The sequence below is a fragment of the Desulfocurvus thunnarius genome (genome assembly GCF_055390965.1).
In genome coordinates this window covers 2782931-2807102 of sequence record NZ_AP042411.1, presented here as the reverse complement: position 1 = coordinate 2807102, position 24172 = coordinate 2782931, and the positions used below count along the sequence as shown (strand labels likewise).

Below are 24172 nucleotides of genomic sequence, written 5' to 3'. Positions count from 1 at the left end.
CTGAGGGGCACACCCGGCTCCAGGAGGATTCGTGCGCGACACCCCGCAGGCGCCGCAGTGGGACATGCTCCCCGGCGCGCTGGACACGGCCATGCTGGCCTTCACGCGGCGCCCCGGCGTGCTGCGCTGCAACACCTACGTGCTGTGCACCCCGCACCACGCGCTGGTGGTGGACCCCGGAGCCGACCCGGCCCAGACCCGAACCGTGGCCGCCATGGTTTCCGGGCTGCTCCGGGACGCCCCGCGCCAAGCCACCCTGTGCCTGACCCACTGCCACCTGGACCATTGCGCGTCCATGGACGTGCTGCACGGCGCCCTGCCCGAGGCCACGGTGCTCTGCCACAGCGAGGGCGCCGAAGCCCTGCGCCGGGCCGACCCGGACCTGACCCTGGCCGGGCTCACGGCCCTGCGCGTGCCCGCCCTGCCCGACGTGCTGCCCCTGTTCCAGGGCCCGGGCCCGGCGGGCGTGCCCCGGGCCATGGACACGCCCGGCGGCGGGCTGCGCTCCCTGTCCATCCCCATCGGCCCGCGCGACGCGCTCCAGGTCTACCACACCCCGGGCCACAGCCCGGACAGCGTGTGCTACCGCGTGGGCGGAGCGCTGTTCGCCGGAGACCTGCCCTTCGCCGCCGGGCCCGGGCTGGTGCGCCTGCCGGGCTGGAACGGCGCGCAGCTCGCGGCCTCGCTGGAAAAAATCCTCTGGCTGCTGGAGCACTGCAACGTCAGCACCGTGCTGCCCGGCCACGGCCGGGCCCTGGAGCGCGGCGAAGCCCGGCGCGTGATGGCCGATATCCTCGCCGACCTGCGCGGCCGGGGCGCGATCGACACCCCTCCGCCCGGCGGGGCCCTGCCCGGGGCGCTTCTGGCGTCCTGCGCCGCGCTGCTGACCGAGGCCGCCCTCCCGGCTCCCGCCAAGGCCGACCCGGAAGCGGCTCTGCCCGCCGCCCTGCCCGGCCCCGAAGCCATGCCCGGGCTGCACCGCCGCGCCGCGCGCCTGGCCGCCGCCCTGGACCGCACCCTGGACGCCGCCGCGCCAGGTACCGGGGGCACCGACCCCGCAGCCCACGCCGTCCGGCGCGCCCGGCGCAGGCTGGGCGACCTGCTCTGCGCCCTGCACGGCTTCCGCTTCGCGGACCACGCCGGGCCGGCCGAGGCCAACCAGACCGTGGCCGGACTGCTGGCCGAACTGAGCGCCAGCGGCCGCTTCGCGGAGGTCGCCCTGAGTTTTGCCCACGCCGCGTCCGCGCCCGTGGCGCGCATGGACGCCGAGGCCCTGGCCGACCTTGTGGAAACGGCCCTGGAAGCCTACAAGGACGCCGGAGCCCGGGAGGCCCGCGTGACCGTGCGCACCGAGGGCCCCTGCGTGGTCGTGGCCCTGTGCGCCGCGCCGGGCGGCCCGGAACTGCCCGAAACCCTGGCCGCGTACCTGCGGCTGTCCATGGATGCCTACGGCGGCGCCTTCGAGGCCGCCCCGGGCCGCTGCACCTTTGCCATGCCCCGCGCGGGGGAGGACCGATGAACCGGGACGACCAGTACGACGAATACGACGACGACGGACGCAAAAGCAAATCGCAACGCAAACGCGAGATGCACGAGTTGCAGGCCCTGGGCGAGGCGCTGTGCGCCCTGACGCCGGAAAAGATCAGGAGCCTGGACCTGGCCCCGGCCCTGGCCGAGGCCGCCCTGTTTTCCAAGACGCTCACGTCCCACGAGGCCCGGCGGCGACACATGCAGTACATGGGCCGTCTGGTGCGCGAACATGCGGGCGACCCCGACGGCGAGGAGGTCGCCGCCCTGCGCCGGGCCCTGGACGACCTGGACCACCGCAAACGCGCCGGGGACGCCGCCTTCCATCAGGCCGAGGCTTGGCGCGACCAGCTCGTGGCGGGCAACCTCGATCTGGTCGAGGAGATCGCCGCCCGGCATCCGGACCTGGACCGCCAGCATGTGCTGACCCTGGCCCGCAACGCCGCCCGCGAAATCGCCTGGGCCAAGCCGCCCAAGGCCGGCCGGGCCCTGTTCCGCTACCTGCGCGACCTGCCCGCGGGCCCCGCCGACTCCGGCGCGCCCGGCCCGGCGGACCCGGCCGACCCGGGCAACGGCGGCACCAGGGGCTGAGGCTCCCGCCGCCGCTCCCGGTCCGCCTCCCGCCGCTTCACGGCCGCTTGCGGCCGTCATCCTCTCCGCTTTTCCCTTCCTCCGCGGCTTCCTCCTCTTGCGCCGCAGGCCGCCCCGGGGCGGCCTGCGGCGATGGTTCCCCCGGCGCGTGACACCCGGAGGCAAAGGGGCTATGTTATTATAAATAGTTGTTTTCATGATGCCTTTCGATTGGAAAAGGCAATAACACAGACCAAGGAGGCGCCCATGCCCAAGGCACGACCCGTCGGCTGCGCCCGGCCCACCGGAGGCCCCGTCGGGGGCCAGTCCGATCCGCAACAGCCGCACGAGGCAGAACACCACCCCGCAACGCCAGGAGAGTTCCGCATGACCCAGCCCATGGTCCAGGTGGGGCGCAAGGCCCCCGACTTCGAGGCCCCGGCCTATTTCCGGGGCGAGTTCGTCTCGGTGTCCCTGTCCGAATATCTCGGCAACTGGGTGTCGCTGTGCTTCTACCCCGGTGACTTCACCTTCGTTTGAGCGACGGAAATCTCGGCGGTCGCCGAGAAGAACGCCGCCTTCGCCGCCCTGGGCGTGCAGGTGCTGTCCATGAGCACCGACAGCGTGTTCGTGCACAAGATGTGGGTGGACCACGAGTTGTCGAAGATGGTCACGGCGGACACGGTGCCCTTCCCCATGCTCTCCGACGCCGGAGGCCGGGTGGGCGGCGCCTACGGCGTCTACGACCAGGACGCCGGGGTGGACGTGCGCGGCCGGTTCCTCATCGATCCCGACGGCGTGATCCAGGGCTTCGAGGTGCTCTCGCCGCCCGTGGGCCGCAACGTGGGCGAAACCCTGCGCCAGATCCAGGCCTTCCAGCTCGTGCGCTCCAGCGCGGGCGCCCAGGCCACGCCCTCGGGCTGGCGTCCGGGTAAGCCGGTGCTGACCCCCGGCCCGGCCCTGGTGGGCAAGGTCTGGGACGCCTGGAAGGTCTCCCAGGCTTCGGACGACTAGCGGAGCATTCCAGGTCGGCGGGGAAGGCCGCCCCTTGCTTTCCTCGCCGACCTGTGCAACGTATCCTCAAGGGTTTTGCGCGCGAATTTCCGGCCGCGCCCCCCGCAAACCCTTGTGGAGCACGTTTTCATGCCATCCAAGACCCCCGGCAAGCATTTCGATGTCATCATCGTCGGCGGCGGCCCCGCCGGACTGTTCTCGGCCTGGTACCTGGCCAAAAATTCCAAGCTCAAGGTCCTGATCCTGGAAAAGGGCAAGGCGCCCCTCAAGCGCAACTGCCCCATCGGCCACGGCCAGGAATGCGTCAAATGCAGGCCCTGCAACATCCTGTCCGGCATGGGCGGGGCGGGCCTGTTCTCCGACGGCAAGCTGAACTTCATTCCCATCCTCGGCAAGACGGACCTGACCCAGTTCATGCCCCTGGCCCAGGCCCAGGCGCTCATCGACGAAACCGAGGCCGTCTTCAACGCCTACGGCATGGACGGCCAGGTTTTTCCCACGGACATGGCCGCCGCACGGGCCATCCGCCGCGAGGCCCTGCGCCACGGCGTGGACCTGCTGATCATCAAGCAGAAGCACCTGGGCTCGGACAACCTGCCCGGGCACATCAACGCCATGGTCGAGGATCTGCTGGCCATGGGCGTGGCCATCCACACCTCCGAGGAGGTCCGGGACGTGCTGGTGGACGACGGCCGGGTCACCGGCGTGGTCACCAAGCGCGGCGGCTACTACGCGCCGAACGTCATCCTGGCCCCGGGGCGCGTGGGCGCGGACTGGGTGGGCCGCGTGGTCCAGCGCCTGGCCCTGCCCGTGACCCAGCGCGGCATCGAGGTCGGCGTGCGCGTGGAGGTCCACAACGATATCATGCAGGACCTGTGCGGCATCGTCTACGACCCGACCTTCTTCATCCGCACCCGCAAGTACGACGACCAGACGCGCACCTTCTGCACCAACTACGGCGGGTTCGTGGCCCTGGAAAACTACCAGGACTTCGTGTGCGTCAACGGCCACGCCAACATGAACCTGAAGAGCGAGAACACCAACTTCGCCTTTCTGTCCAAGGTGGTGCTGACCGAGCCGGTGTCCGACAACCAGGCCTACGGCGAGTCCATCGGGCGGCTGGCCACGCTCATCGGCGGCGGCAAGCCCATCCTGCAACGCTTCGGCGACCTGCGCCGCGGGCGGCGCAGCACCTGGGAGCGCATCCGCAACAGCTACATCAACCCGACCATGAAGGACGTGGTGCCCGGCGACATCGCCATGGCCCTGCCCGAGCGCATCGTGACCAACCTCGTCCAGGGCCTGGAGCAGCTCAACCACGCCGTGCCCGGGGTGGCCAACGACGAGACCCTGCTCTACGCCCCGGAGATCAAGTTCTTCGCCAAGCAGGTGACCACCAGCGAGCACCTGGAAACGCCCGTGACCGGGCTGTTCGTGGCCGGAGACGGCCCGGGCGTGGCCGGCAACATCGTTTCGGCCTCGGCCACGGGCATCATTCCGGCCAGGGAGATTGTGCGCCGGGCGGGCTGAGGCCCCCGCCCGGGCCCGCGCCCGCAACCGCCAACCCCGAGGAGCCGCCATGCAGCAGCCCGCAGCGCCCATGTTCAAGGTCCTGCTGGACACCACCGAAGACGCCCGGGCCATCGCCCTGGAAGAAATCAAGGAACTGCGCAAGGACCTCGCGGCCCTGGAGCGCATCCTTTCGGGCCGCGCCAGGGACGACGACTTCCCCCTGCTCGACGTGGCCCACGGGGCCTTCGAGATCTTCCGCACGGCCAGCATCGTGCTGGAAAACCAGCGCCTGCTGGCCGGGATGCAGGACGCCGTGGACCGCGCCCTGGCCGAGGAATTCCTGGCGGCCAACGGCGCGCGGCTGCTGCGCGAGCCCGAGGGCTGGCACTGGTTCTCGCAAAAGGGCGTCATGCGCCACCTGGGCCCGGGCGACGACCCGACGGGCGCCGCCGCGCGCCTGAAGCGCCACCTGCCGCGCCCGACGGCCCCCGCCGCCCCTGCCCCCGCCGAGGCCGACGCCGCCCCCTGCGCCGGAGGCGACCCGACGGCTCGCGCCAAGGCCAAACCCAAGCCCAAGGGCAAGGCCAAGCCACCGGCGAACGGCGACGCCTGAGCCCGCCCCGGGCCGGGGAGGCCCGCACCCCCCGCCCCGCGCTGAGCCCGCAAAAAAGGTCCCGGAACACGTCCGGGACCTTTTGCTTTTTTCCGCCGGGCCCGCGCCCGGCCTGCGGCCTCAGGCGCCGCGCATGGCGTCGATGATGGCCTTGAGGTCGGCGGCGATGCGCGCCAGATCGTCGGTGGCCCGGCGCGATTCGCCCATGGCCTGGGCCGTCTCGGTGGCGATCTGGTGGATCTCGCCGGTGGCGCGGCTGATTTCCTCCGACGCGGCGGACTGCTCCTCGCTGGCCGTGGCGATGGCCCGGACCTGATCCGCCGTGCGCTCGATGAAGCCCACGATCTCGCGCAGGGCCTCGGCCGATTCCCCGGCCATGCCCGTGGACTCGTCGATGGACAGCGCGGCCTGCTCGGTGTTGCGCACGTTCTTCTGGGCGCTCTGCTGGATGGTGCGGATGGCGGCGCCCACCTCCTGGGTGGCGGCCATGGTCTTCTCGGCCAGCTTGCGCACCTCGTCGGCCACGACGGCGAAGCCCCGGCCCGCGTCGCCCGCGCGCGCCGCCTCGATGGCGGCGTTCAGCGCCAGCAGGTTCGTCTGGTCGGCGATGTCGGAAATGACGTTCATGATCCGCCCGATGCCCTCGGCCTGCCGCCCCAGTTCGGCCATGTCGTCCTTGAGCTGGGTGGCGTTTTCATGGACCTGGCGGATGGTGCCGGTCATGCGCTCGACGACCTCGGCGCCGAACAGGGCGCGCTCGCGCGACTTGTCGGCCAGGGCCGCGGCCTCGGAGGCGTTGCGCGCCACCTCCAGCACCGTGGCGTTCATTTCCTCCATGGCCGTGGCGGCCTCGGAGGCCCGCTCGCGTTGCAGGTCCGCCCCCTGGGAGGACTGCTCGACCTGCGCGGCCAGCTCCTGGCTGGCGTCCACCACCTGCTCGGCCACCACGTCGGCCTTGCGCGCGGCCTCGCCGATGGTCTCGTTCTTGGCTTCCACCAGCCGCTGGGTGCCTCTGATCTCCGTCATGTCGAAAAAGACCAGGAAGGCGCCCATGGGGTTGCCGTCCAGGTCGTGCAGCGGGGCGATGTCGTAGCGCACCACGACCCTGTTGCCCCTGGCGGTCGTCAATTCCGCCTCCTGGTCGCGCAGCACGCGGTTGTCGCGCATGCACTGGGCGGCCTGGGTCTCGCGGCCCGCCTCGTTGTAGACCAGCGCGGCCAGCTCCATGCCCAGGGCCTGCCGGACGCTCTCGGAGCGCTCGAACAGGTCCAGGAACCGCTGGTTGACGAAGGTCACCCGCGTCGCCGGGTCGACCACGAGGCACGGCGAGGTCATGCCCTCGAGCACGCCCTCGGCGAAGCCCAGCTTGCGCTTGAGTTCGTCCACCATGTGCGTGATGTGCCCGGCGAGGTTGCGCATCTCGTGGCGGAACACGCCGGAGAGCGCCGCCGAAAGGTTGCCCGAGGCCACGTCGCCGGAATAGGCCTCGATGGCCGCCAGGGGCCGGAACACGAGGCGGCGCAGCATGAGCACCAGAAGCCCCGAGACGACGAGCACCAGGAGCAGGCCCACGCCGACGAGGATGCCGCGCTGGCGCAGGGCCCCGGCGGCCAGGTCGTCCTCGTAGACGCTCATGCACACCAGCCAGCCGGTCATCTCGTTGCGGCGCACGGTCATGACCTTGGCCCGGCCCTCCCACTCGTAGTTGATGACCCCGCCGCCCTGCTCCATGGCCTGGCGCACGAAGCCCTGGTCCGTCATGTCCTTGAGCAGCAGGGCCTTGTTCCTGGCATGGGCGATCATCACGCCGTCGGGGTCGAACACGAAGCCGTAGCCGTCGCTGCCGACCTTGACCGGATCGATGAAACGCGCGGTGAAGACCTCCCAACGCGGGAACACGGCGATGCCGCCGAGAATCCTGCCGTCCAGGTCGCGCACGGCCTTGGCCACACCGAGGATGAGCATGGTCCCGTCGCCGCTGGCGGCGTTGAGCACCGTGCGGGTGACGTAGACATCCTGCCCGCCGAGGATGGCCTTCACGTAGTCGCGCGAGGAGCGGTCGCCCCCGGCCATGTCCGCGCCCTTGGCGTTGACTCCGGCCACGATGCGGCCCTGAGTGTCGAAGGTGAACATGGCCCAGTAGTCGGGCTCCACCTCCATGACCTCCTCGAAGGCCTTTTGGGCCCGCGAGGCGGAGAAGCCCGGGAACAGGCTGTTGGTGATGTTTTTCTGCTTGGCCAGGCCCTCGATCTTGCCCACGGCGCCCTGCATGTAGGAATCCAGCGCCTTGGCCGCCAGATCCACGGACTGCTCGGCCATCTGGACGCCCAGGTCGCGGGCCACTGTGTAGGTGGAGCGGCCCACGTACAGGACGAGCCCCGCGATGGCGACCACCACGACCAGCGTGGCGATGAGCGAGACCTGGGCGTTGATGCTGCGCAGTTTCATGAGTGTCCCCTTGTGCAACGGTGCCGCGGTTCGACCCGCAGCGGTTTGGTCCCGGAAGGATAAATCGGCAGCCGTGAGGGATTTCTTGAGACCCGGAAAACCGATTATGCCTGAGACCCGCAATCCCGGTCAAGGCGCGAGGACGGAAGCGGCAAAAGCCCCGGACGGTTTCCCGCCCGGGGCTCCACGGCATTGCGGCGCGGGCGCGTCAGGCCGCGCGCATGTCCTCGATGATCCGGCGCAGGGCCTGGGCCTGCTGAGCCAGTTCGGACACGGCGGCGGCGGATTCGGCCATGGTCCGCGCCGTCTCGTTGGCGATGCTGTTGATGCCCTCGGTGGAGCGGGTGATCTGCTCGGAGGTCGCCGACTGCTCCTCGGCGGCGGTGGCGATGGAGCGCACCTGATCGGCAGTCTTCCGGACCACCTCCACGATGCGCCCCAGAGCCTCGCCGGACTTCTGGGCCATGTCGCGGCTGCGGGCGATGCCCTCCACGGTGCGCCCGGTGCCCTCCACGCTGGCGCCCGCGCTGGCCTGGATGGTCCGGATGGAGCCTGTGACCTCCCGGGTGGCGGCCATGGTCCGCTCGGCCAGCTTGCGCACCTCGTCGGCGACCACGGCGAAGCCCCGGCCCGCGTCGCCCGCCCGCGCGGCCTCGATGGCGGCGTTCAGCGCCAGCAGGTTGGTCTGGTCGGCAATGTCCTCGATGACCCCGATGATCCGGCCCACGTCCTCGGCCTGACGGCCGAGGTCGGTCATGTCGCGCTTGAGGTCCTCGGCGCGGCCGGCCAGTTCCTCGGCCAGGGCCAGGGTCTGGCCGACCAGCCCGCGCCCGCCCTCGGCCATGCCCCGGGCCTGGTCGGCCAGTTCGGCCGCGCCGCCCGCGTTGCCCGCCACCTCCAGCACCGTGGCGTTCATCTGGTCCATGGCCGTGGCGACCTCGGCGGTGCGGGCCTGCTGTTCGGCCGAGCCGCTGCTGGCCTCGTCCACCTGGGCGGCCAGTTCGTCGGCGAAGGTGGACATGCGCACCGACACGTCCTCGGCCCGGGCCGCGGCGTCGGCAATGCGCCGGTGCTGCTCCTCGATGAGCCGCTGCTGCTCCGCCAGGGCCGTCAGGTCGGTGGTCAGGGCGAAGGCGCCGATGAGGTTGCCGTCCAGGTCGTAGAGCGGGGCGGCCTCCACGCTGAGCACGAGGGTGGCGCCCTTGCGGTTGGTGTACTCGAAACGCGGGCGCGACTGGGCCTGGCGCGTTTCCAGCACGCGCGAAACGATGGTCTGGCGCTCGGCCTGCCCGTAGTAGAGTTCGGCCACGGCCCGGCCCACGTAGCCCTCGGGGGCGCCGTCCAGACCCAGCAGGTCCAGCAGCGGGCGGTTGACGAAGCTGACCCGGCCCTGGGTGTCGGCCACGTAGCAGGCCACGGTCATGCCGTTCAGGATGCCCTGGGAGAAGCCGAGCTGCGTCTTGAGCTTGCCGACCATCCCGCCCAGGTGCCCGGCGAGTTGGCCCAGCTCGTCGCCGCTGGCGGCGTCGAAGGTCGCCGCGAGGTTGCCCGAGGCCACCTCGTTGGCCGCCCCGGCGATGGCCGCGATGCGCGCCACGACCTTGCGGCGCAGGAAGACGACCACCGGCGCCGCGAGCAGCACCAGCCCCGCCGCGCACAGGCCCACGAAGTTCCAGACCTGCGCGTCGATGGCGGCCATGGCCGGGCTCACGTCCTGGACCACGACGATCTCGCCCAGGATGGGCTGCGAGGCGCCGTGGCAATGGTGACAGGTCCGCTCGTTGCGCACGCTCATCACACGCATGAACAGGTCGGCCTCGCCGTGGCGGGCCAGCAGCCCGGCCTCCAGGGGCTCCTTGAGGGCCCGGGCGAAAAGCGCGTCGATTTCCGCGTGGCCGTAGGCCTGGCCGAAATCGCGCCGGAGCATGGACTCGTCGGTGCTGTAGGTGACGTTGCCCTTGAAGTTGGTCAGGTAGATGCTGATGTCCGGGTATTTGCCGCGCAGGAAGTCGAATTCCTTCCTGGTGCCCGCGTCGTCGCCGACGATCATCGGGTTCTCCACGGCCAGGCGGATCAGTTCGGCGGTGCGCGTCAGGGCGCCGTCCATCTGCCCGATCATGCCCTGGCGCTGCCAGGAGGCGCTGATGGCCACCAGGGCCGAAAACACGGCGATGCTGATGCCCAGCACCAGGGCCGTGACCTTGGCGCTGACGTGATTGCGCAGGGATTTGAGCATGGCCGCCGCCCTAGTGCGCGCCGCTGAACAGCAGCGGCTTGAAGTTGAAGTCGGCCACGCGCTCGGCGTTATGGCAGGTTTCGCAGGTGGCCAGGGCGGGCCTGCGGACGATCAGCTCCGGGTCTCCGCCGGAGTCGGCATGGGCCCGGCCCGGGCCGTGGCAGGACTCGCAGCCCACGTCGGCCAGCCCGGGGGTGGACTGGTAGTCCCGGAACCCGCCCTTGCCGTAGCCCGTGGTGTGGCATTCGTAGCAGCCGCGCAGTTCCTCGGGCGTCAGGTCCGAGGCCATGATCTCCACGCTGTGCCACGATTTGGATTTCTTGGAATATTTGGAAAAATTTTCATACTGCCCGTCATGGCAGTCCGCGCAGGTCTTGGAACCCACGTAGTCCCCGGCCCAGGCGGGCCAATGCAGTGCGCAAACCACCATTGCGGCCACTACGGACCGCCCCAGGACACCCAGCCGTGCCATCATAAACCTCCCCTGCATGCGTCAGCGAAACGGTCCCCATCCGCTCCGCCCGGGCGCCACCACCCGGATTCCCGACGGCCCGGCCACATGCCGGGGCGCCGGAAGGCGTGGATTCTCCTAGCCGAGTCCACACAAGGAAATCAACCCCCCGGGAAGGCCGTAAATTATGGCTTTTTTGCAGTTCATGCCGTCATATCGGCAGGTTGGCCGCCAAAGCTTCGTGAAAAAAATATCACACAGACGATGCACCGTTCCATTTTCGCCCACGATCCGGGGCCGGAAAAAATCCCGCTCCGCCCAGGCCCCACCGCCCAAAGGCCAAACTAAAGCCCTTGGCCCGGGGCGCCGATAAGGCAGGCAACGCCCCACGGCACAGCAGCACCGGAGCCCGAAGCCATGCAGCAGCACACCCCGCCCACCCCACCCTTCGCCTCGGCCCTGATCGTCACCACCTCGGCGGACCACTTGCGCACCGACCGCGATTTCCTGCGCCGGGCCGGGGTGCCCGCGGTTCGCGGCGGCACCAACGTGCGCGCCACCATGGCCTGGCTGGCGGCCAACCCCGTGGGCCTAGTGCTGCTCGACGCCGACCTGGGCCGGACCACCGGCCCCCGGGTGGCGGCCATGCTGCGCCGCCGCCGGGCCTTCGACCGCACGCCCATCGTGCTGACCAGCACGGACGGGGCCGAGGCCGACGTGCTGGAGGCCGTGGCTTCCGGCTGCTCGGGTTTCCTGCTGCGGCCTTATTCCCAGGAGGCCTTCGCGCGCCAAATGAAGCTGGCCGCCCACGGGGCGGACCCCGGGGCGGCCCGGCTGGCGGCCCTGGCCCTGGCCCGGCGCGAGGCGGCCCAGGGGCGGCACGACAAGGCCCGGCTGGCCTTCGAGCAGGCCGCGCCTCCGCGCGATGAAGCCCGCGAGCATTACCGGGCGGGCTGCACGTACCTGGCCGCGCGGCGCTACGAGGAGGCCGTGCGCGAGTTTTCCCGGGCCGTGGCCGTGAACAGCCTGCTGGCCGAGGCCCACGTGGGCCTGGCCAGCGCCTGGAAGGAGTTGGGCGAACCCATGCGGGCCCGCGAGGCCATGCGCCGCGCGGCCCAGGCCTTCGCCCTGCGCGACGAGATGCTGCGCACCCGGGACGAGGTGGCGCGCATCCTGCGCGACAACCCCGGCACCGAGAACCCCTTTGTGGACCTGGGCTTCGCCCTGGTGCGCCGGGGCGACCACGCGGCGGCGGGCCGGGCCTATGCCCTGGCCGAAGGGTACAGCGCCTCCGGCGCGGTCCGCGCGGCCATGGCCCGGGCCTGCCACTTCACCGCCGACCCCGAGGCCGCCGCCCGGGCTCTGGCCTGCGGCCTGGCCCAGGCCACGGGCCGACGCAACGCGGGCGCCGTTTACAAGGCCATCATGGGCGACGTGCCGCGCCGCGCCGTGCGCGACGCCGAGGCCCTGCCCTCCGACTGGACCCCCGGACCCATGCACGACCTGTGGGCCGTGCTCAAGTACACCGTCAAGGCCTACCGCCGGGGCGGACGCCTGCCGGGAGCCGCGCCCCTGGCCCTGGACTTCTGACCCCGGCGCCCGGCCCATTGCGGCCCGCCACGCCTGACGTGACGGGCGCGTCAGGCGCCTTCCACAGTCTCCAGGGCCATTTCCACGCTCCAGCCCTCGTGGACGATGCCCCGCAAGGCACGCACCAGACGGTACGGCCGCGCGGCCTGAAAGATGTTGCGCCCGATGGACAGGCCCCGGCCCCCGGCGTCCAGGGAGTCGCGGACCATGCCCAGCAGCCCGGCCGTGCTGTCCAGCTTGGGTCCGCCCGCGATGACCACCGGCACGCATACGCCCTGCACGACCCGGGCGAAGCTCTCGGGGTCGCCGGTGTAGGGCACCTTGACCACGTCGGCCCCCAGCTCCATGCCCACCCGCGCGCAGTGCGCCACCACGGCGGGATCGTACTCGTCCTTGATCTTGGGCCCGCGCGCGTAGACCATGGCCAGCACGGGCATGCCCCAGTCCGCCGCGCGCGAGGCCGTGCGGCCCAGGTCGCGCAGCATGTCGCGCTCGGTCTCGTCGCCGATGTTCACGTGCACCGACACCGCGTCGGCCCCGAGCTTGATGGCGTCCTCCACCGTGCCGGTCAGGGTCTTGGCGTTGGGGAAGGGCGACAGGCTCGTGCTGGCCGACAGGTGCACGATGAGCCCGATGTCCGGGCCGCTCTGGCGGTGGCCGCAGGGCACCAGGCCCTTGTGCATGAGCACCGCGTTGGCCCCGCCCTCGGCGATGTGGGTCAGGGTCTCGCGCATGTCGATGAGGCCCGCGATGGGGCCCACGGTGGTGCCGTGGTCCAGGGGCACGATGATGGCCCGCTGGGTGTCGCGGTTGAAGATGCGTTCCATCCGGATGGCTTTGCCGATGTGCATGGCGTGTTCTCCTGTGCGAGCATGACATGAAAAAAGGCCGCCGGAACATTCCGACGGCCCGTGGGTCCTTGTGTGTGTGCGCGGCCCGCTGCGGCCTACGACACCCCACCCACCCCGGGCCTGGCGCCGGGGTAGTAATAAAAGCCCGCGAAAAAGCCGCCCGCCGCGGGGCGCGGCAGGGGCCGGAGGGTCGGGCTGTGCGGGGCGGTCATGGTGCGCATGGGCGGACCCTACGCCCGGGCGCGCGGGCTGTCAAGGTCAAACGATAATAGTTTATTTGGCCGGAAACGAAAAATGCGCGCCCCGGCATCGCCGCGTGCAGCCGACGAGGCGCATATCATTAAAAGATGAACCCAGCCCGTGAAGCCCTGCGCTGCGGCCCCCCCGCGAGGCGCGGCCGCCCGGCCCGCCGCCGGGGGTTGCGCTCCGGGCGCGAATCGGCTATAGACCCCGGACTTCGATTCCACACACCCCGGTGCCGCCCTGGGTGCCCCGCATGGTGCGGGGTTGGAGGCGGCGCCCTGCCGGGGTGGAGGGACAACAACCCGATTAGGAGGATTCCCATGGCTTACGCAAGCATGAAGCAGATGCTGGAGACCGGCGTCCACTTCGGCCACCAGACCCGTCGCTGGAACCCCAAGATGCGCCCCTACATTTTCGGCGCGCGCAACGGCATCCACATCATCGACCTCCAGCAGACCGTGCGCCTGTTCCAGACGGCCTACGACTTCATCGCCGACGTGGTCGCGCGCGGCGAGAAGATCATCTTCATCGGCACCAAGCGTCAGGCCCAGGAGGCCGTGAAGCAGGAAGCCGAGCGCGCCGGGCAGTACCACGTCACCAACCGCTGGATGGGCGGCACGCTGACCAACTTCCAGACCATCAAGCGCTCCATCGACCGCCTGAAGAAAATCGAGGGCTGGTTCGAGGACGGCACCATCAACAAGTTCCCCAAGCGCGAGATCGTGGGCATGACCCGCGAGGTCGAGAAGCTCAACGACGCCCTGGGCGGCATCAAGGACATGGACGCCCTGCCCGGCGCGGCGTTCATCATCGACCCCAAGCGCGAGGAGATCGCCGTCAAGGAATGCCGCAAGCTGGGCATCCCGCTGGTCGCCGTGGTCGACACCAACTGCGACCCCGACCTCATCGACTACATCATCCCCGGCAACGACGACGCCATCCGCGCCATCAAGCTGTTCGTGGCCCACATCGCCGACGCCTGCCTCGAGGGCGAGGCGCGCCAGGACGAGACGGCCATGGCCAAGGCCGCCGCCAAGGCCAAGGCCGAGGACAAGACCGGACCCGCCCCCGAGGCCGAGCCCGAAATGGACGACGACGAGGAGATCTAGACATGGCTATTTCCGCTTCCCAGGTGAAGGCCCTGCGCGACAAGACCGGCGCGGGCATGATGGACTGCAAGAAGGCGCTGGCCGAAACCGGCGGCGACGAGGAAAAGGCCATCGCCTATCTGCGCGAGAAGGGCCTGGCCAAGGCTGCCAAGAAGGCCGGCCGCGCCACCTCCGAGGGCCTGATCGGCTTCTTCATCGCCCAGGACGGCAAGACCGCCGCCATCGCCGAGCTGATGTGCGAGACGGACTTCGTGGCCAAGAACGACGAGTTCCGCCAGTTCGCCGCCGACCTGGCCGCCAAGGTCGCCGCCCTTGACCTGCCCGTCGGCCCCGACGGCATGGCCAAAGGCACCGCCGCCGAGCTGCCCGCCGACATGGCCGACGTGACGGGCCTCATCGCCAAACTGGGCGAGAACATGGGCGTGGGCCGCTTCGCCAAGGCCGTGGCGGCCGACGGCTGCGTGGGTTCCTACATCCACTCCAACGGCAAGATCGGCGTGCTGGTGCCCGTTTCGGGCTCCGCCAACGTCGACGCCGCCCGCGACGTGGCCATGCAGGTCGCCGCCGCCAGCCCCCTCTGCCTGACCTCCACCGACGTGCCCGCCGACCTGCTGGAGAAGGAGAAGGAAATCTACCGCAACCAGGCCATCGAAGAGGGCAAGGCCCCCGAGATCGCCGACAAGGTCGTCCTGGGCCGGGTGTCCAAGTACTACAAGGAAGTCTGCCTGCTGGAGCAGCCCTTCATCAAGGATGACAAGAAGAGCATCAAGCAGTACCTCAAGGAAGCTGCCCCCGGTGCAACGGTAACGAATTTCGTCCGCCTCGCCCTCGGCGAGGGCGGCGAAAGCAAAGCCGAGTAACCCAAAAACGGGCCGCAAGGCCCGTTTTTTTTGGCCCCGGCCCGCCCGGCGGCGGCGGGCCGGGGGAACCTTCACAGCGCGAGGCAAAGACAGATGAGCACGTTGCGTTTCTCCAGAGTCCTGCTCAAGCTCTCCGGCGAGGCATTGGCGGGCACGAAAAAATTCGGTATAGACCCCGAATCCGTCAGCGCGTTCTCCAAGGAGATCGCCGAGGTCGTGCGCATGGGCCTGGAAGTGGCCCTGGTCATCGGCGGAGGCAACATCTTCCGCGGCATGGCCGCCAGCGCCAAGGGCATGGACCGCGCCCAGGGCGACTACATGGGCATGCTGGCCACGGTGATGAACGCCCTGGCCGTGCAGGACGGGCTGGAGAAAGAGGGCGTGCAGACCCGCGTGATGAGCGCCATCACCATGCGCGAGGTTTCCGAGCCCTACATCCGGCGCCGCGCCGTGCGCCACCTGGAAAAGGGCCGTGTGGTCATTTGCGCCGCGGGCACCGGCAATCCGTACTTCACCACGGACACCGCCGCCGCCCTGCGCGCCGCCGAGCTGCACTGCCAGGCCATCCTCAAGGCCACCCGGGTGGACGGAGTGTACGACAAGGACCCGGAAAAGCACGCCGACGCGAAGCTTTTCCGGAAGCTGACCTACATCGACGTGCTGAACAAGCGGCTCAAGGTCATGGACTCCACGGCCATCTCCCTGGCCATGGACAACGAGATGCCCATCTGCGTGTTCAACCTGTTTTGCAGCGGCAACATCAAGAAGGTCGTCACCGGCGAGGATGTCGGCACAACCGTTCAAGGAGGAGAATAGATGCAGTCCGTTCTCGACGATTGCAGGCAGCGCATGAAGAAGGCCCTGGCGGCCCTGGAGCACGATTTCGCCAAGCTGCGCACCGGCCGCGCCACCCCGTCGCTGGTCGAGGACATCAGCGTGGACTACTACGGCACGCCCACGCCGCTCAAGCAGATCGCGTCCATCTCCGTGCCCGAAAGCCGCAGCCTGACCATCCAGCCCTGGGACCGCGGGGCCTTCCCGGCCATCGAGAAGGCCATCATGAAGTCCGACCTGGGCCTGACCCCGGTCAACGACGGCAAGATCATCCGCATCAGCATCCCCCCGCTCACCGAGGAACGCCGCAAGGAACTGGTCAAGGTCGCCAAGAAGTTCACCGAGGACTGCCGCGTGGCCATGCGCAACATCCGCCGCGACGGCATCGACCAGTTGAAGAAGCTCCAGAAGGACAAGGCCATCACCGAGGACGAACTGCGCACCGGCCAGACCGACATCCAGAAGATCACCGACGACCAGATCGCCGAGGCGGACAAGACCCTGGACGCCAAGGAAAAGGAAGTCATGGAAATCTAACGCGCCCGCGCCGGGCCCGCGCCCCCGCCCGGCGCGGGCCCGGCGGGCCGCCCGCCCACGGAGCTTTCCCCTGCAACCCACAGAACTCCCCAGGCATCTGGCCGTCATCATGGACGGCAACGGCCGCTGGGCCCAGGCCCGCGGCCTGACCCGCAGCCAGGGCCACTCCGCCGGAACCACCGCCGCGCGCGCCTTCGTGGCCCGCTGCCGCGAGCTGGGCATCGCCCACGTGACGCTGTACGCCTTCTCGCGCGAGAACTGGTCGCGCCCCAAGGACGAGGTGGACTCGCTCTTCGAGCTGATGCGCCGCTTCCTGGACAAGGAACTGGACACCCTGCTGGCCCAGGACATCCGCCTGAACGTGCTGGGCGACATGGACGCCCTGCCCCTGCTCACGCGCAAGGCCCTGGCCCACACCGTGGCCCGCACGGCCCGGGGCCGGGCCATGGTCCTCAACCTGGCCCTGAACTACTCCGGGCGCGACGAGATCGTGCGCGCCGCCCGGCGCCTGGTGCAGGACGGCCTGGCTCCCGACGAAATCACCGAGCAGGCCCTGGCCGAGCGGCTCTACACGGCGGGCCAGCCCGACCCGGACCTGATCATCCGCACCAGCGGCGAACTGCGCCTGTCCAACTACCTGCTGTTCCAGTGCGCCTATTCCGAGTTGTATTTCACGCCGACCCTGTGGCCCGACTTCGACGCCGCCGAGCTGGACAAGGCCCTGGCCGACTACGCCACCCGCAAGCGCCGCTTCGGCAAAACCGCCGAGCAGGCCGAAGAAAACCGCTGACGAGACGCCGCCATGCCCCTGTCCGACTCGCACAAGAAGCGCATCGTAACCGCACTGATCCTGCTGCCCCTGCTGGCCCTGGCCATCTCGCTGCGCGGCTGGACCGAGTTCGCCCTGCTGGCGGCCCTGTCCAGCGCCGGGCTGTGGGAATTCTACAGCATGTCCTGGAGCGGCGGGCGCCACGTGCCGCTCAAGGTCGCGGGCCTGGGCCTGGGCCTGCTCATCCTCTACGCGGGCAAAATCGGCCAGCCCTGGCTGATCCTGGGCGCGCTCATCGCCGCCTTCTGGGTGTGCAGCCTGTGGTTCCTGTGCCGCTATTCCGAACGCAGCGAAGACGCGAGCGACGAGTCCTCCTACGGCCGGGCCTCGGTGCTGCTCACGGGCCTGCTCTACCTGCCGGTGATGCTCCAGTTCCTCATGGGTTTCGAGCGCATGGAGATCATCCTGGTGCTGCTGGCGACCTTCGCTTCGGACACCGGGGCCTTCTACACCGGCTCGCTCCTCGGCGGGCCCAGGATCTGGCCGCGCATCAGCCCCAAGAAGACCTGGGCGGGCAGCCTGGGCGGTCTGAGCACCAGCGTGGTCGTCTGCCTGCTGGCCGGGGCGGCGGACGAATTCTGGCTGGCCGGGGCCGGAGCCGGGCGCCCGTGGTGGATGTGGGCCCTGCTGGGCGCGGGGCTGAACGTCTCCTCCCAGTTCGGCGACTTTTTCGAGTCGGCCCTCAAACGCCGCCTGGGCGTGAAGGACTCGGGCACCCTGCTGCCCGGCCATGGCGGCGTGCTCGACCGCATCGACAGCCTGCTGCTGGCCGTGGCCACCTATGCGGGGCTGGACGCCGTGTTCCACTTCTTCCGCAGCGCCCCGGTCCACTAGGGCGCCCCGCCATGCGCTACATCTCGCCCCTCGTTCCCCGGCCCGAAGGCCCCCGGCGGCTGGTCGTTCTGGGCAGCACCGGGTCTATCGGCGTCAGCGCCCTGCGCGTGGTGGCCGAGCACCCGGGGCGCTTCGAGGTTCTGGCCCTGGCCGGAGCCCGCAACGCCGCCCGGCTGGCCGCGCAGGCCGCCGCCCTGCGCCCGCCCCGGCTGGCGGTGCTCACCGCCGCCGCCGCCGACGAACTGCGCACCCTGCTGCCTGCGGGCTACGCCCCCGAAATCCTCGTCGGCCCCGAGGCCTACGTGGAGCTGGCGACCCTGCCCGAGGCCGACACGGTGCTCGCGGCCCAGGTGGGCGCGGCGGGGCTGCCCCCGGCCCTGGCCGCCGCCCGCGCGGGCAAGGTCATCGCCCTGGCCAACAAGGAGGCCCTGGTCCTGGCCGGGCATCTGTTCCGCGAGGAGTGCCACCGCTCCGGGGCCATGATCCTGCCCGTGGACTCGGAGCACAACGCCCTGTTCCAGGCCCTGGCCGGGCACGATCCGCGCCACGTGCGCCGCCTGATCCTCACGGCCTCGGGCGGGCCCTTCCGGGGCTGCGGCCGCGAGGCCCTGGCGCGGGTCACCCGCGCCCAGGCCCTGGCCCACCCCAACTGGTCCATGGGCGCCAAGATCAGCGTGGACTCGGCCACCCTGATGAACAAAGGCCTGGAGGTCATCGAGGCCGCGCACCTGTTCGGCCTGGGCCCCGAGGCCATCGACGTGGTGGTCCATCCGCAGAGCATCGTGCATTCGCTGGTGGAATACCACGACCGCTCGGTGCTCGCGCACCTCGGCCCGCCGGACATGCGCATCGCCATCGCCTACGCCCTGTGCTGGCCCGGGCGGGCGCCGCTGTCCCTGGAGCCGCTGGACCTGGTGCGCGCCGGACACTTGACCTTCGAGGCCCCGGCATTAGATATGTTCCCGTGCCTGGCCTACGCCTTCCGGGCGCTGGAGGCCGGGCCGAGCCACCCGGTGGCCATCAACGCCGCCAACGAGGTGGCCGTGGAACTCTTCCTGGCCGGGGCCATCGGCTTCATGGACATCCCGGCCCTGGTGGGCCGGGCCCTGGAGGCCCACGAGCCCCGGGCCGTGGACAGCCTGGAGGCCATCCTCGAGCTGGACGGCGCCACCCGAGCCACGGTCCGCGCCTGGGCCGCCAACCCCTGACGCCGCCCCCGCCCCCTCCGGGGCCGGGCCGGACACTGGAGATCCCCCGCGATGCAAGGTGCCTTTGCCGTCATCCTGGTTCTTGGAGCATTGATCTTCTTCCATGAACTGGGCCATTTCCTGGTGGCCCGGCTGCTGCGCATCGGGGTCAAGACCTTTTCCCTGGGCTTCGGGCCCCGGCTGCTGGCCTTCGACCGGGGCCGCACGCGCTACCAGCTCTCCCTGGTGCCCCTGGGCGGCTATGTGCAGCTCGTGGGCGAGTCCGCCGAGGACGACCAGCCCGACGGCTTCACCGCAGCCGAGAACTTTTCCCTGCGCCCGCCGCTGCACCGCATGCTCGTGGTCGCCGCCGGGCCGGTGTTCAACTTCGTGCTGGCCTGGGTCGTGCTCTTCGGCATCTACGCCACGGCGGGCAAGACCGAGATGGCCACCACCGTGGGCAGCGTGCAGGCCGAAAGCGCCGCCGAGGCCGCGGGCATCCTGCCCGGCGACCGCATCGTCGCCCTGGACGGCGCGCCCGTGCATTTCTGGAACGACATGACCGAGCGCATCGGCGCCAGCCAGGGCCGACCCATGGAAGTGACCCTGGAGCGCGACGGCGCGACCCTGGTCATGGAGGTCACCCCGCGCCTGGCCCAGAGGCGCTCCATCTTCGGCGAAATCATCACCACGCCCATGCTCGGCGTGGGCTCGGCGGGCGAGCTGGCCACCCTGCCCATGCACGCGGGCTCGGCCCTGATCGAGGGCGCCAGAGACACCTGGGGCTACATCGTCCTGACCTTCAACGCCCTGGTCAAGATCGTGGAGCGGGTCATCCCCCTGGAAACCGTGGGCGGGCCGATCATGATCGCCCAGCTCGTGAGCCAGGGCGCCGAGCAGGGCATCGTCAGCGTCCTGCTGCTCACGGCCATCATCAGCGTGAACCTGGGGCTCATCAACCTGTTCCCCATCCCCGTGCTCGACGGCGGGCACATCCTGTTCTTCGCCCTGGAGATGGTCTTCCGCCGCCCGGTGCCCGAGCGCTGGCAGGTGATGACCACCCGCCTGGGCATCGTGTTCCTGGTGGCCCTCATGGGGCTGGCCATCTTCAACGACATCCTGCGGCTGTTCACCGCGCCGTCCTGACGCCGTGGCCCGCAAGCATCCCCAGGAGCCCGTGCTGCGCCCGGCGCTGGCGCTGTGCGGCGCGGAGGAGCACCTGCACCTCGTGCTGGCCCAGGGCGGCGCCGTGCTCGCCGCCCAGGAGCTGGCCGTGCCCGGCCGGGCCATGCGCCACACGGCCCCGGCCCTGGCCGGGCTGCTGGGCGCCCTGGGCCTGACGGCGGCGGACCTGACCGGGGTGGCCGTGGTGCGCGGGCCGGGCAGCTTCACCGGGCTGCGCATGACCATGGCCATGGCTCTGGGCCTGGCCCGGGCGGCGGGCCTGCCGCTGGCCGGGCTGGACTACCTGCCCCTGCTGGCCGCCGGGCCCGCGCCGCTGCTCGACGGCACCCTGGCCGTCGTCACCCATTCGCGCGGCGGGCAGGTGTACATGCAGCCCTTCGCCATGCCGGACGCGACGCCCCTGGCCGGGCCCGCGCCCATGAGCCTGGAGCAGGCCGCCGGGGCCCTGGCCGCCCTGCCGGGCCCCTGCCGGGCCCTGGGCAGCGGGCTGCGGAACAATGCCGACTTCTTTGCCGCCGCCCTGCCCGAACTGGCCCGGCCGGGCCGGGCGATCGACACGCGCTTCGACCAGCCCCTGGCCCATGTGCTGGCCCGGGCCGCCGCCAGCGCCGCCTTCGGCCCCGAGCCGCCCGCGCCGCTCTACCTGCGCGCCAGCGACGCCGAAGACAACCTGGCGGCCATTGCCGCCGGGCGCGGGCTGGACCCCGCCGCCGCCCGCCGCCGCCTCATCGCGGCCACCTCGCGTCTGGATGCCCCGGCGGGCTGCCCGCCCCTTCCTTCCGCCGACTGAGCTCCCTGCCCGCCGCCGCCCTAGCGCCCGTGGCGCGGCCCGCGCGCCGTGCGGCGCCGTCTTTGCCCGTACCCGCAAGCCGACCCTAAAGCCTTCGGCCGACCCCGCCGATGAGACCAGCAACACGCGGAAGCGATCCGGCAAGGACAGCCAGACTCCGCACCCGCGTGGGCCTTCGCATACCCGGCATGGACGCCGGGGGCAGAGAACGGACTTTCATGGAGGAAAGTGGCATGTCTCTGGTCATCAATACGAACCTGATGGCGATCAACGCCGCCAGGAACCTGAGCAACTCGTTTGGGGCGCTTGGAACGTCGGTCCGCCGGCTGTCTTCCGGGCTGCGTATCGGCACCGCCGCCGACGATGCGGCGGGCATGGCCGTGCGCGAAATCATGCGTTCGGAAATCGCCGCCCTGCACCAGGGCGCCCGCAACGCCAACGACGCCATCTCGCTGATCCAGACGGCGGACGGCGCCCTGGGGGTCATCGACGAAAAGCTGATCCGCATGAAGGAACTGGCCGAACAGGCGGCCACGGGTACCTACAACTCCGACCAGCGCCTGATCATCGACTCCGAGTACCAGGCCATGGCCTCGGAAATCACCCGTATCGCCAACGCCACGGACTTCAACGGCATCTACCTGCTGAACGGCAACCTCTCCGGCGACACCCACGACGGATCGGCGATGGCCTCCACGGGCAAGATGAAGATCCACTTCGGCACGGGCAACGACTGCTCGGAGGACTACTACTACATCCAGGTCAACACGGCCACGGCGTCGGCCCTGGGCGTGGGCAACCAGTCCGCCGCCGGCGGCGCGGGGTACTCCATCTCCACCCAGTCCGCCGCGCAGCACGCCCTGGACGCCCTGAACGAGGCCATCGTCTCCAAGGACAATATCCGCGCCAGCCTGGGCGCGCTGCAGAACAGGCTGCAGAACACCATCACCAACCTGGAGGTCCAGGCCGAGAACCTCCAGTCGTCGGAGTCGCGCATCTCCGACGTGGACGTGGCGCTGGAGATGACGGAATTCGTGCGCCAGCAGATTCTGACCCAGTCGGCCACGGCCATGCTGGCCCAGGCCAACAGCCTGCCGCGGCTGGCCATGCAGCTTCTGGGCGGCTAGGGCGGGCCCGCGCGCGCTCCGCCGTCAGGCCGCGCCCCGCCCGGGCGCGGCCTGCCCCGCCGCCCGGCTGGCACCGGCCTTGCATCCGCCAGGGCGTCAGGCTCAGGTCAGGAATTTTTTGCACGCGAGGAGCGAGGGAACATGGCGGGCGACTATCTTACCTCAGGCGCGGTACGTATCACAGGGCTCGGCAGCGACACGGACTTCGATGCCATCATCGACGCCATGGTCAAGGCCCAGAGCGTCCACAAGCAGCGGCTCATCACCTGGCGCACGGACTGGGAGGACAAGCAGGTCGCCTTCCAGGAACTGAACACCATGCTCCTGGACCTGAAGACGCACATGCAAACCATGGACACCATGGACGAATTTTTCGTCAAGACCGGCGACATCTCCAACCCCTACGTGGCCTCGGCCACGGCGGACAGCAGCGCCGCACCCGGCACGCACACCGTGGTGGTGACCCAGATCGCCCAGGCCAACGTCCTGACCGACCTGGCCACCGGCTTCGCCGCCAGGACCGACAGCGTGGCCGCCGCCGACGGCGTGCTGGAGCTGACCTACGGCACCGCCGACCCGCAGACGATGACCATCAATGTCGCGGCGGGCACGACCCTGGAGGCCCTGGTCAACCAGATCAACAAGGACCCGGACAACCCCGGGGTGCGCGCCAGCATCGTCTACGACGGCAGCAGCTACCATCTCCAGGTGCGCGGCCTGGACATGGGCGCGGACAAGACCGTGACCATCGGCGCGGGCACGACCCTGACGGGCTTCGAGGCCGCGGACTGGACCAGCACCCAGGCCGCCCAGAACGCCAAGTTCACCGTGGACGGCCTGGCCATCGAATCCGCGTCGAACACCGTGGCCGACGTGGTCGAGGGCCTGACCTTCACCGTCAAGGACGCCGGGACCACGGTCATCACCGTGGCCAATGACGAAGCGGCCATCCTGTCCAACGTGCAGAGCTTCGTGGACAAGATCAACGAGGTGCGCACCGCACTGCTCAACCTGACCAAGTTCAACGACCAGACCGTCCAGGGCTCGCTGCTTACGGGCAACTACGGCCTGCAGATCATCAGCTCCCAGCTCAAGGAGATCACGGCGGGCAAGGGCCTGGGCTTCGACTACGACGCCGACGCGATTTCCACCCTGAGCCAGATCGGCATCACCACCGACGCCGAGGAGGGCTCGCCCACGCGCGGCCTGTTGCAGATCGACCAGGAGGACTTCCTCAAGGCCCTCAAGGAACACCCCGAGGAACTGGCCGCCCTGTTCAGCACGAGCTACGAGGGCGAAACCGACTCGCCGGACTTCTCCTTCGGCGGCTACATCAAGGGCATGACCGAGGCCGGAAGCTACGATGTCGAGTACACCACCGACGGCTCGGGCGCCATCGTCTCGGCGACCATCGGCGGCTACGCCGCCGCCGTCAGCGGCACGACGCTCACCGGCCCGTCCAATTCGCCTGTGGCCGGTCTGGTGCTCAACGTCGCCAACCTCACGCCGTCGAGCACCATGACCGGCACGGTGCATCTCAAGCTCGGCAAGGCCGGTGAAATCGGCGAAAAGCTTACGGATCTGACCAGCTCCGTGTCCGGCCCGCTGCATATTTTGCAAAAGAACTACCAAAACATCATCAACAACATCAACAAGAAGATATCCCTTGAGGAAGACCGCATATCGCGCACGGAAACATCGTTGCGACTGCGTTTCGCCCGGCTGGAATCCACGCTGTCTTACTACGAGAACATGAAGACCTCGCTGGAAAACCAGACCAAGCAACTGTCCTCCTCGACCTCGTAACGCAAGCCTCCGGAGACGC

General features: G+C 70.0%; 22 protein-coding genes. 17 read left to right on the top strand and 5 right to left on the bottom strand.

Annotated features, from left to right (window positions below):
• The first annotated feature begins 31 nt into the window (after positions 1 to 31).
• The 5 genes from ACZ5KV_RS12295 (at position 32) to ACZ5KV_RS12275 (ending at position 5236) form a co-directional block, all read left to right on the top strand.
• Positions 32 to 1519 (top strand): MBL fold metallo-hydrolase, encoded by a 1488-nt coding sequence (locus ACZ5KV_RS12295; protein ID WP_464239601.1) that lies wholly within the window; start codon positions 32 to 34, stop codon positions 1517 to 1519.
• Complete coding sequence (gene yjgA / locus ACZ5KV_RS12290; RefSeq protein WP_464239600.1) at positions 1516 to 2118, top strand: ribosome biogenesis factor YjgA; 603 nt, start codon at positions 1516 to 1518, stop codon at positions 2116 to 2118. The genes ACZ5KV_RS12295 and yjgA overlap by 4 nt, the downstream gene beginning before the upstream one ends.
• Positions 2119 to 2364: 246 nt before the next feature.
• Positions 2365 to 3111, top strand: a complete 747-nt coding sequence (prxU, locus tag ACZ5KV_RS12285) for a thioredoxin-dependent peroxiredoxin (protein WP_464239599.1) — start codon at positions 2365 to 2367, stop codon at positions 3109 to 3111.
• A 129-nt stretch (positions 3112 to 3240) separates the two neighbouring features.
• Positions 3241 to 4641 carry an NAD(P)/FAD-dependent oxidoreductase gene (locus ACZ5KV_RS12280; RefSeq protein WP_464239598.1) on the top strand — a complete coding sequence of 467 codons (1401 nt, stop codon included), beginning with the start codon at positions 3241 to 3243 and terminating at the stop codon, positions 4639 to 4641.
• A 49-nt stretch (positions 4642 to 4690) separates the two neighbouring features.
• Complete coding sequence (locus tag ACZ5KV_RS12275) at positions 4691 to 5236, top strand: hypothetical protein (protein WP_464239597.1); 546 nt, start codon at positions 4691 to 4693, stop codon at positions 5234 to 5236.
• Positions 5237 to 5356: 120 nt separating this feature from the next.
• Here the strand turns inward: ACZ5KV_RS12275 and ACZ5KV_RS12270 are convergent, their stop codons facing one another.
• From ACZ5KV_RS12270 to ACZ5KV_RS12260, 3 genes are all read right to left on the bottom strand, one after another.
• Positions 5357 to 7684 carry a methyl-accepting chemotaxis protein gene (locus tag ACZ5KV_RS12270; RefSeq protein ID WP_464239596.1) on the bottom strand — a complete coding sequence of 776 codons (2328 nt, stop codon included), beginning with the start codon at positions 7682 to 7684 and terminating at the stop codon, positions 5357 to 5359.
• Positions 7685 to 7892: 208 nt separating this feature from the next.
• Positions 7893 to 9920 (bottom strand): methyl-accepting chemotaxis protein, encoded by a 2028-nt coding sequence (locus tag ACZ5KV_RS12265; RefSeq protein ID WP_464239595.1) that lies wholly within the window; start codon positions 9918 to 9920, stop codon positions 7893 to 7895.
• Between the two features lie 10 nt (positions 9921 to 9930).
• Positions 9931 to 10350: a multiheme c-type cytochrome gene (locus ACZ5KV_RS12260; protein ID WP_464239594.1), complete on the bottom strand. Its 420-nt coding sequence runs from the start codon at positions 10348 to 10350 to the stop codon at positions 9931 to 9933.
• Between the two features lie 438 nt (positions 10351 to 10788).
• On the opposite strand from ACZ5KV_RS12260, the gene ACZ5KV_RS12255 reads away from it, so the two are divergent.
• Positions 10789 to 11961, top strand: coding sequence for a response regulator (locus ACZ5KV_RS12255; RefSeq protein ID WP_464239593.1), 1173 nt, complete (start codon positions 10789 to 10791; stop codon positions 11959 to 11961).
• Positions 11962 to 12011: 50 nt separating this feature from the next.
• Here ACZ5KV_RS12255 and ACZ5KV_RS12250 read toward each other — a convergent pair whose 3' ends face one another.
• Together ACZ5KV_RS12250 and ACZ5KV_RS12245 are read right to left on the bottom strand one after the other, a co-directional pair.
• Positions 12012 to 12812 (bottom strand): 2-amino-3,7-dideoxy-D-threo-hept-6-ulosonate synthase, encoded by an 801-nt coding sequence (locus tag ACZ5KV_RS12250; protein WP_464239592.1) that lies wholly within the window; start codon positions 12810 to 12812, stop codon positions 12012 to 12014.
• A 95-nt stretch (positions 12813 to 12907) separates the two neighbouring features.
• Complete coding sequence (locus ACZ5KV_RS12245; protein WP_464239591.1) at positions 12908 to 13033, bottom strand: hypothetical protein; 126 nt, start codon at positions 13031 to 13033, stop codon at positions 12908 to 12910.
• 342 nt (positions 13034 to 13375) lie between these two features.
• Between ACZ5KV_RS12245 and rpsB the strand changes: the two genes are divergently transcribed.
• The 11 genes from rpsB to fliD all read left to right on the top strand — a co-directional run bounded on the left by rpsB (position 13376) and on the right by fliD (position 24153).
• Positions 13376 to 14164 (top strand): 30S ribosomal protein S2, encoded by a 789-nt coding sequence (gene rpsB, locus ACZ5KV_RS12240; RefSeq protein ID WP_464239590.1) that lies wholly within the window; start codon positions 13376 to 13378, stop codon positions 14162 to 14164.
• A 2-nt stretch (positions 14165 to 14166) separates the two neighbouring features.
• Entirely contained in the window at positions 14167 to 15024 is an 858-nt protein-coding gene (gene tsf, locus ACZ5KV_RS12235; protein ID WP_464239589.1) for a translation elongation factor Ts, read from the top strand.
• 93 nt (positions 15025 to 15117) lie between these two features.
• The gene (gene pyrH / locus ACZ5KV_RS12230) at positions 15118 to 15840 is read left to right on the top strand and encodes a UMP kinase (protein WP_464239588.1); all 723 of its coding nucleotides are present in this window, start codon (positions 15118 to 15120) and stop codon (positions 15838 to 15840) included.
• Positions 15841 to 16395 (top strand): ribosome recycling factor, encoded by a 555-nt coding sequence (frr, locus tag ACZ5KV_RS12225; RefSeq protein WP_464239587.1) that lies wholly within the window; start codon positions 15841 to 15843, stop codon positions 16393 to 16395. It begins immediately after the preceding gene.
• A 109-nt stretch (positions 16396 to 16504) separates the two neighbouring features.
• Positions 16505 to 17185, top strand: a complete 681-nt coding sequence (gene uppS, locus ACZ5KV_RS12220) for a polyprenyl diphosphate synthase (RefSeq protein ID WP_464239586.1) — start codon at positions 16505 to 16507, stop codon at positions 17183 to 17185.
• 12 nt (positions 17186 to 17197) lie between these two features.
• Positions 17198 to 18058, top strand: a complete 861-nt coding sequence (locus tag ACZ5KV_RS12215) for a phosphatidate cytidylyltransferase (RefSeq protein ID WP_464239585.1) — start codon at positions 17198 to 17200, stop codon at positions 18056 to 18058.
• Positions 18059 to 18069: 11 nt separating this feature from the next.
• The gene (dxr, locus tag ACZ5KV_RS12210) at positions 18070 to 19266 is read left to right on the top strand and encodes a 1-deoxy-D-xylulose-5-phosphate reductoisomerase (RefSeq protein ID WP_464239584.1); all 1197 of its coding nucleotides are present in this window, start codon (positions 18070 to 18072) and stop codon (positions 19264 to 19266) included.
• A gap of 51 nt (positions 19267 to 19317) precedes the next feature.
• Positions 19318 to 20391 (top strand): RIP metalloprotease RseP, encoded by a 1074-nt coding sequence (gene rseP / locus ACZ5KV_RS12205; protein WP_464239583.1) that lies wholly within the window; start codon positions 19318 to 19320, stop codon positions 20389 to 20391.
• A 4-nt stretch (positions 20392 to 20395) separates the two neighbouring features.
• On the top strand, positions 20396 to 21220 hold the full coding sequence (tsaB, locus tag ACZ5KV_RS12200; protein ID WP_464239582.1) for a tRNA (adenosine(37)-N6)-threonylcarbamoyltransferase complex dimerization subunit type 1 TsaB: 825 nt from the start codon (positions 20396 to 20398) through the stop codon (positions 21218 to 21220).
• 233 nt (positions 21221 to 21453) lie between these two features.
• A complete protein-coding gene (locus tag ACZ5KV_RS12195) occupies positions 21454 to 22347 on the top strand; it encodes a flagellin N-terminal helical domain-containing protein (RefSeq protein WP_464239581.1) in 894 nt (297 codons plus the stop codon).
• 141 nt (positions 22348 to 22488) lie between these two features.
• Positions 22489 to 24153 carry a flagellar filament capping protein FliD gene (gene fliD, locus ACZ5KV_RS12190; protein ID WP_464239580.1) on the top strand — a complete coding sequence of 555 codons (1665 nt, stop codon included), beginning with the start codon at positions 22489 to 22491 and terminating at the stop codon, positions 24151 to 24153.
• The last annotated feature ends 19 nt before the right edge of the window (positions 24154 to 24172 follow it).

Excerpts from the sequence above, each read along its gene's own strand:
- frr (WP_464239587.1), top strand. The coding sequence starts at position 15,841 with ATGCAGTCCGTTCTCGACGATTGCAGGCAGCGCATGAAGAAGGCCCTG.
- ACZ5KV_RS12270 (WP_464239596.1), bottom strand. The coding sequence starts at position 7,684 with ATGAAACTGCGCAGCATCAACGCCCAGGTCTCGCTCATCGCCACGCTG.
- rpsB (WP_464239590.1), top strand. The coding sequence starts at position 13,376 with ATGGCTTACGCAAGCATGAAGCAGATGCTGGAGACCGGCGTCCACTTC.
- ACZ5KV_RS12255 (WP_464239593.1), top strand. The coding sequence starts at position 10,789 with ATGCAGCAGCACACCCCGCCCACCCCACCCTTCGCCTCGGCCCTGATC.
- ACZ5KV_RS12275 (WP_464239597.1), top strand. The coding sequence starts at position 4,691 with ATGCAGCAGCCCGCAGCGCCCATGTTCAAGGTCCTGCTGGACACCACC.
- pyrH (WP_464239588.1), top strand. The coding sequence starts at position 15,118 with ATGAGCACGTTGCGTTTCTCCAGAGTCCTGCTCAAGCTCTCCGGCGAG.
- uppS (WP_464239586.1), top strand. The coding sequence starts at position 16,505 with ATGGACGGCAACGGCCGCTGGGCCCAGGCCCGCGGCCTGACCCGCAGC.
- rseP (WP_464239583.1), top strand. The coding sequence starts at position 19,318 with ATGCAAGGTGCCTTTGCCGTCATCCTGGTTCTTGGAGCATTGATCTTC.
- ACZ5KV_RS12245 (WP_464239591.1), bottom strand. The coding sequence starts at position 13,033 with ATGCGCACCATGACCGCCCCGCACAGCCCGACCCTCCGGCCCCTGCCG.
- dxr (WP_464239584.1), top strand. The coding sequence starts at position 18,070 with ATGCGCTACATCTCGCCCCTCGTTCCCCGGCCCGAAGGCCCCCGGCGG.
- tsf (WP_464239589.1), top strand. The coding sequence starts at position 14,167 with ATGGCTATTTCCGCTTCCCAGGTGAAGGCCCTGCGCGACAAGACCGGC.
- ACZ5KV_RS12250 (WP_464239592.1), bottom strand. The coding sequence starts at position 12,812 with ATGCACATCGGCAAAGCCATCCGGATGGAACGCATCTTCAACCGCGAC.
- ACZ5KV_RS12195 (WP_464239581.1), top strand. The coding sequence starts at position 21,454 with ATGTCTCTGGTCATCAATACGAACCTGATGGCGATCAACGCCGCCAGG.
- ACZ5KV_RS12280 (WP_464239598.1), top strand. The coding sequence starts at position 3,241 with ATGCCATCCAAGACCCCCGGCAAGCATTTCGATGTCATCATCGTCGGC.
- yjgA (WP_464239600.1), top strand. The coding sequence starts at position 1,516 with ATGAACCGGGACGACCAGTACGACGAATACGACGACGACGGACGCAAA.
- ACZ5KV_RS12260 (WP_464239594.1), bottom strand. The coding sequence starts at position 10,350 with ATGGTGGTTTGCGCACTGCATTGGCCCGCCTGGGCCGGGGACTACGTG.
- ACZ5KV_RS12265 (WP_464239595.1), bottom strand. The coding sequence starts at position 9,920 with ATGCTCAAATCCCTGCGCAATCACGTCAGCGCCAAGGTCACGGCCCTG.
- ACZ5KV_RS12215 (WP_464239585.1), top strand. The coding sequence starts at position 17,198 with ATGCCCCTGTCCGACTCGCACAAGAAGCGCATCGTAACCGCACTGATC.
- fliD (WP_464239580.1), top strand. The coding sequence starts at position 22,489 with ATGGCGGGCGACTATCTTACCTCAGGCGCGGTACGTATCACAGGGCTC.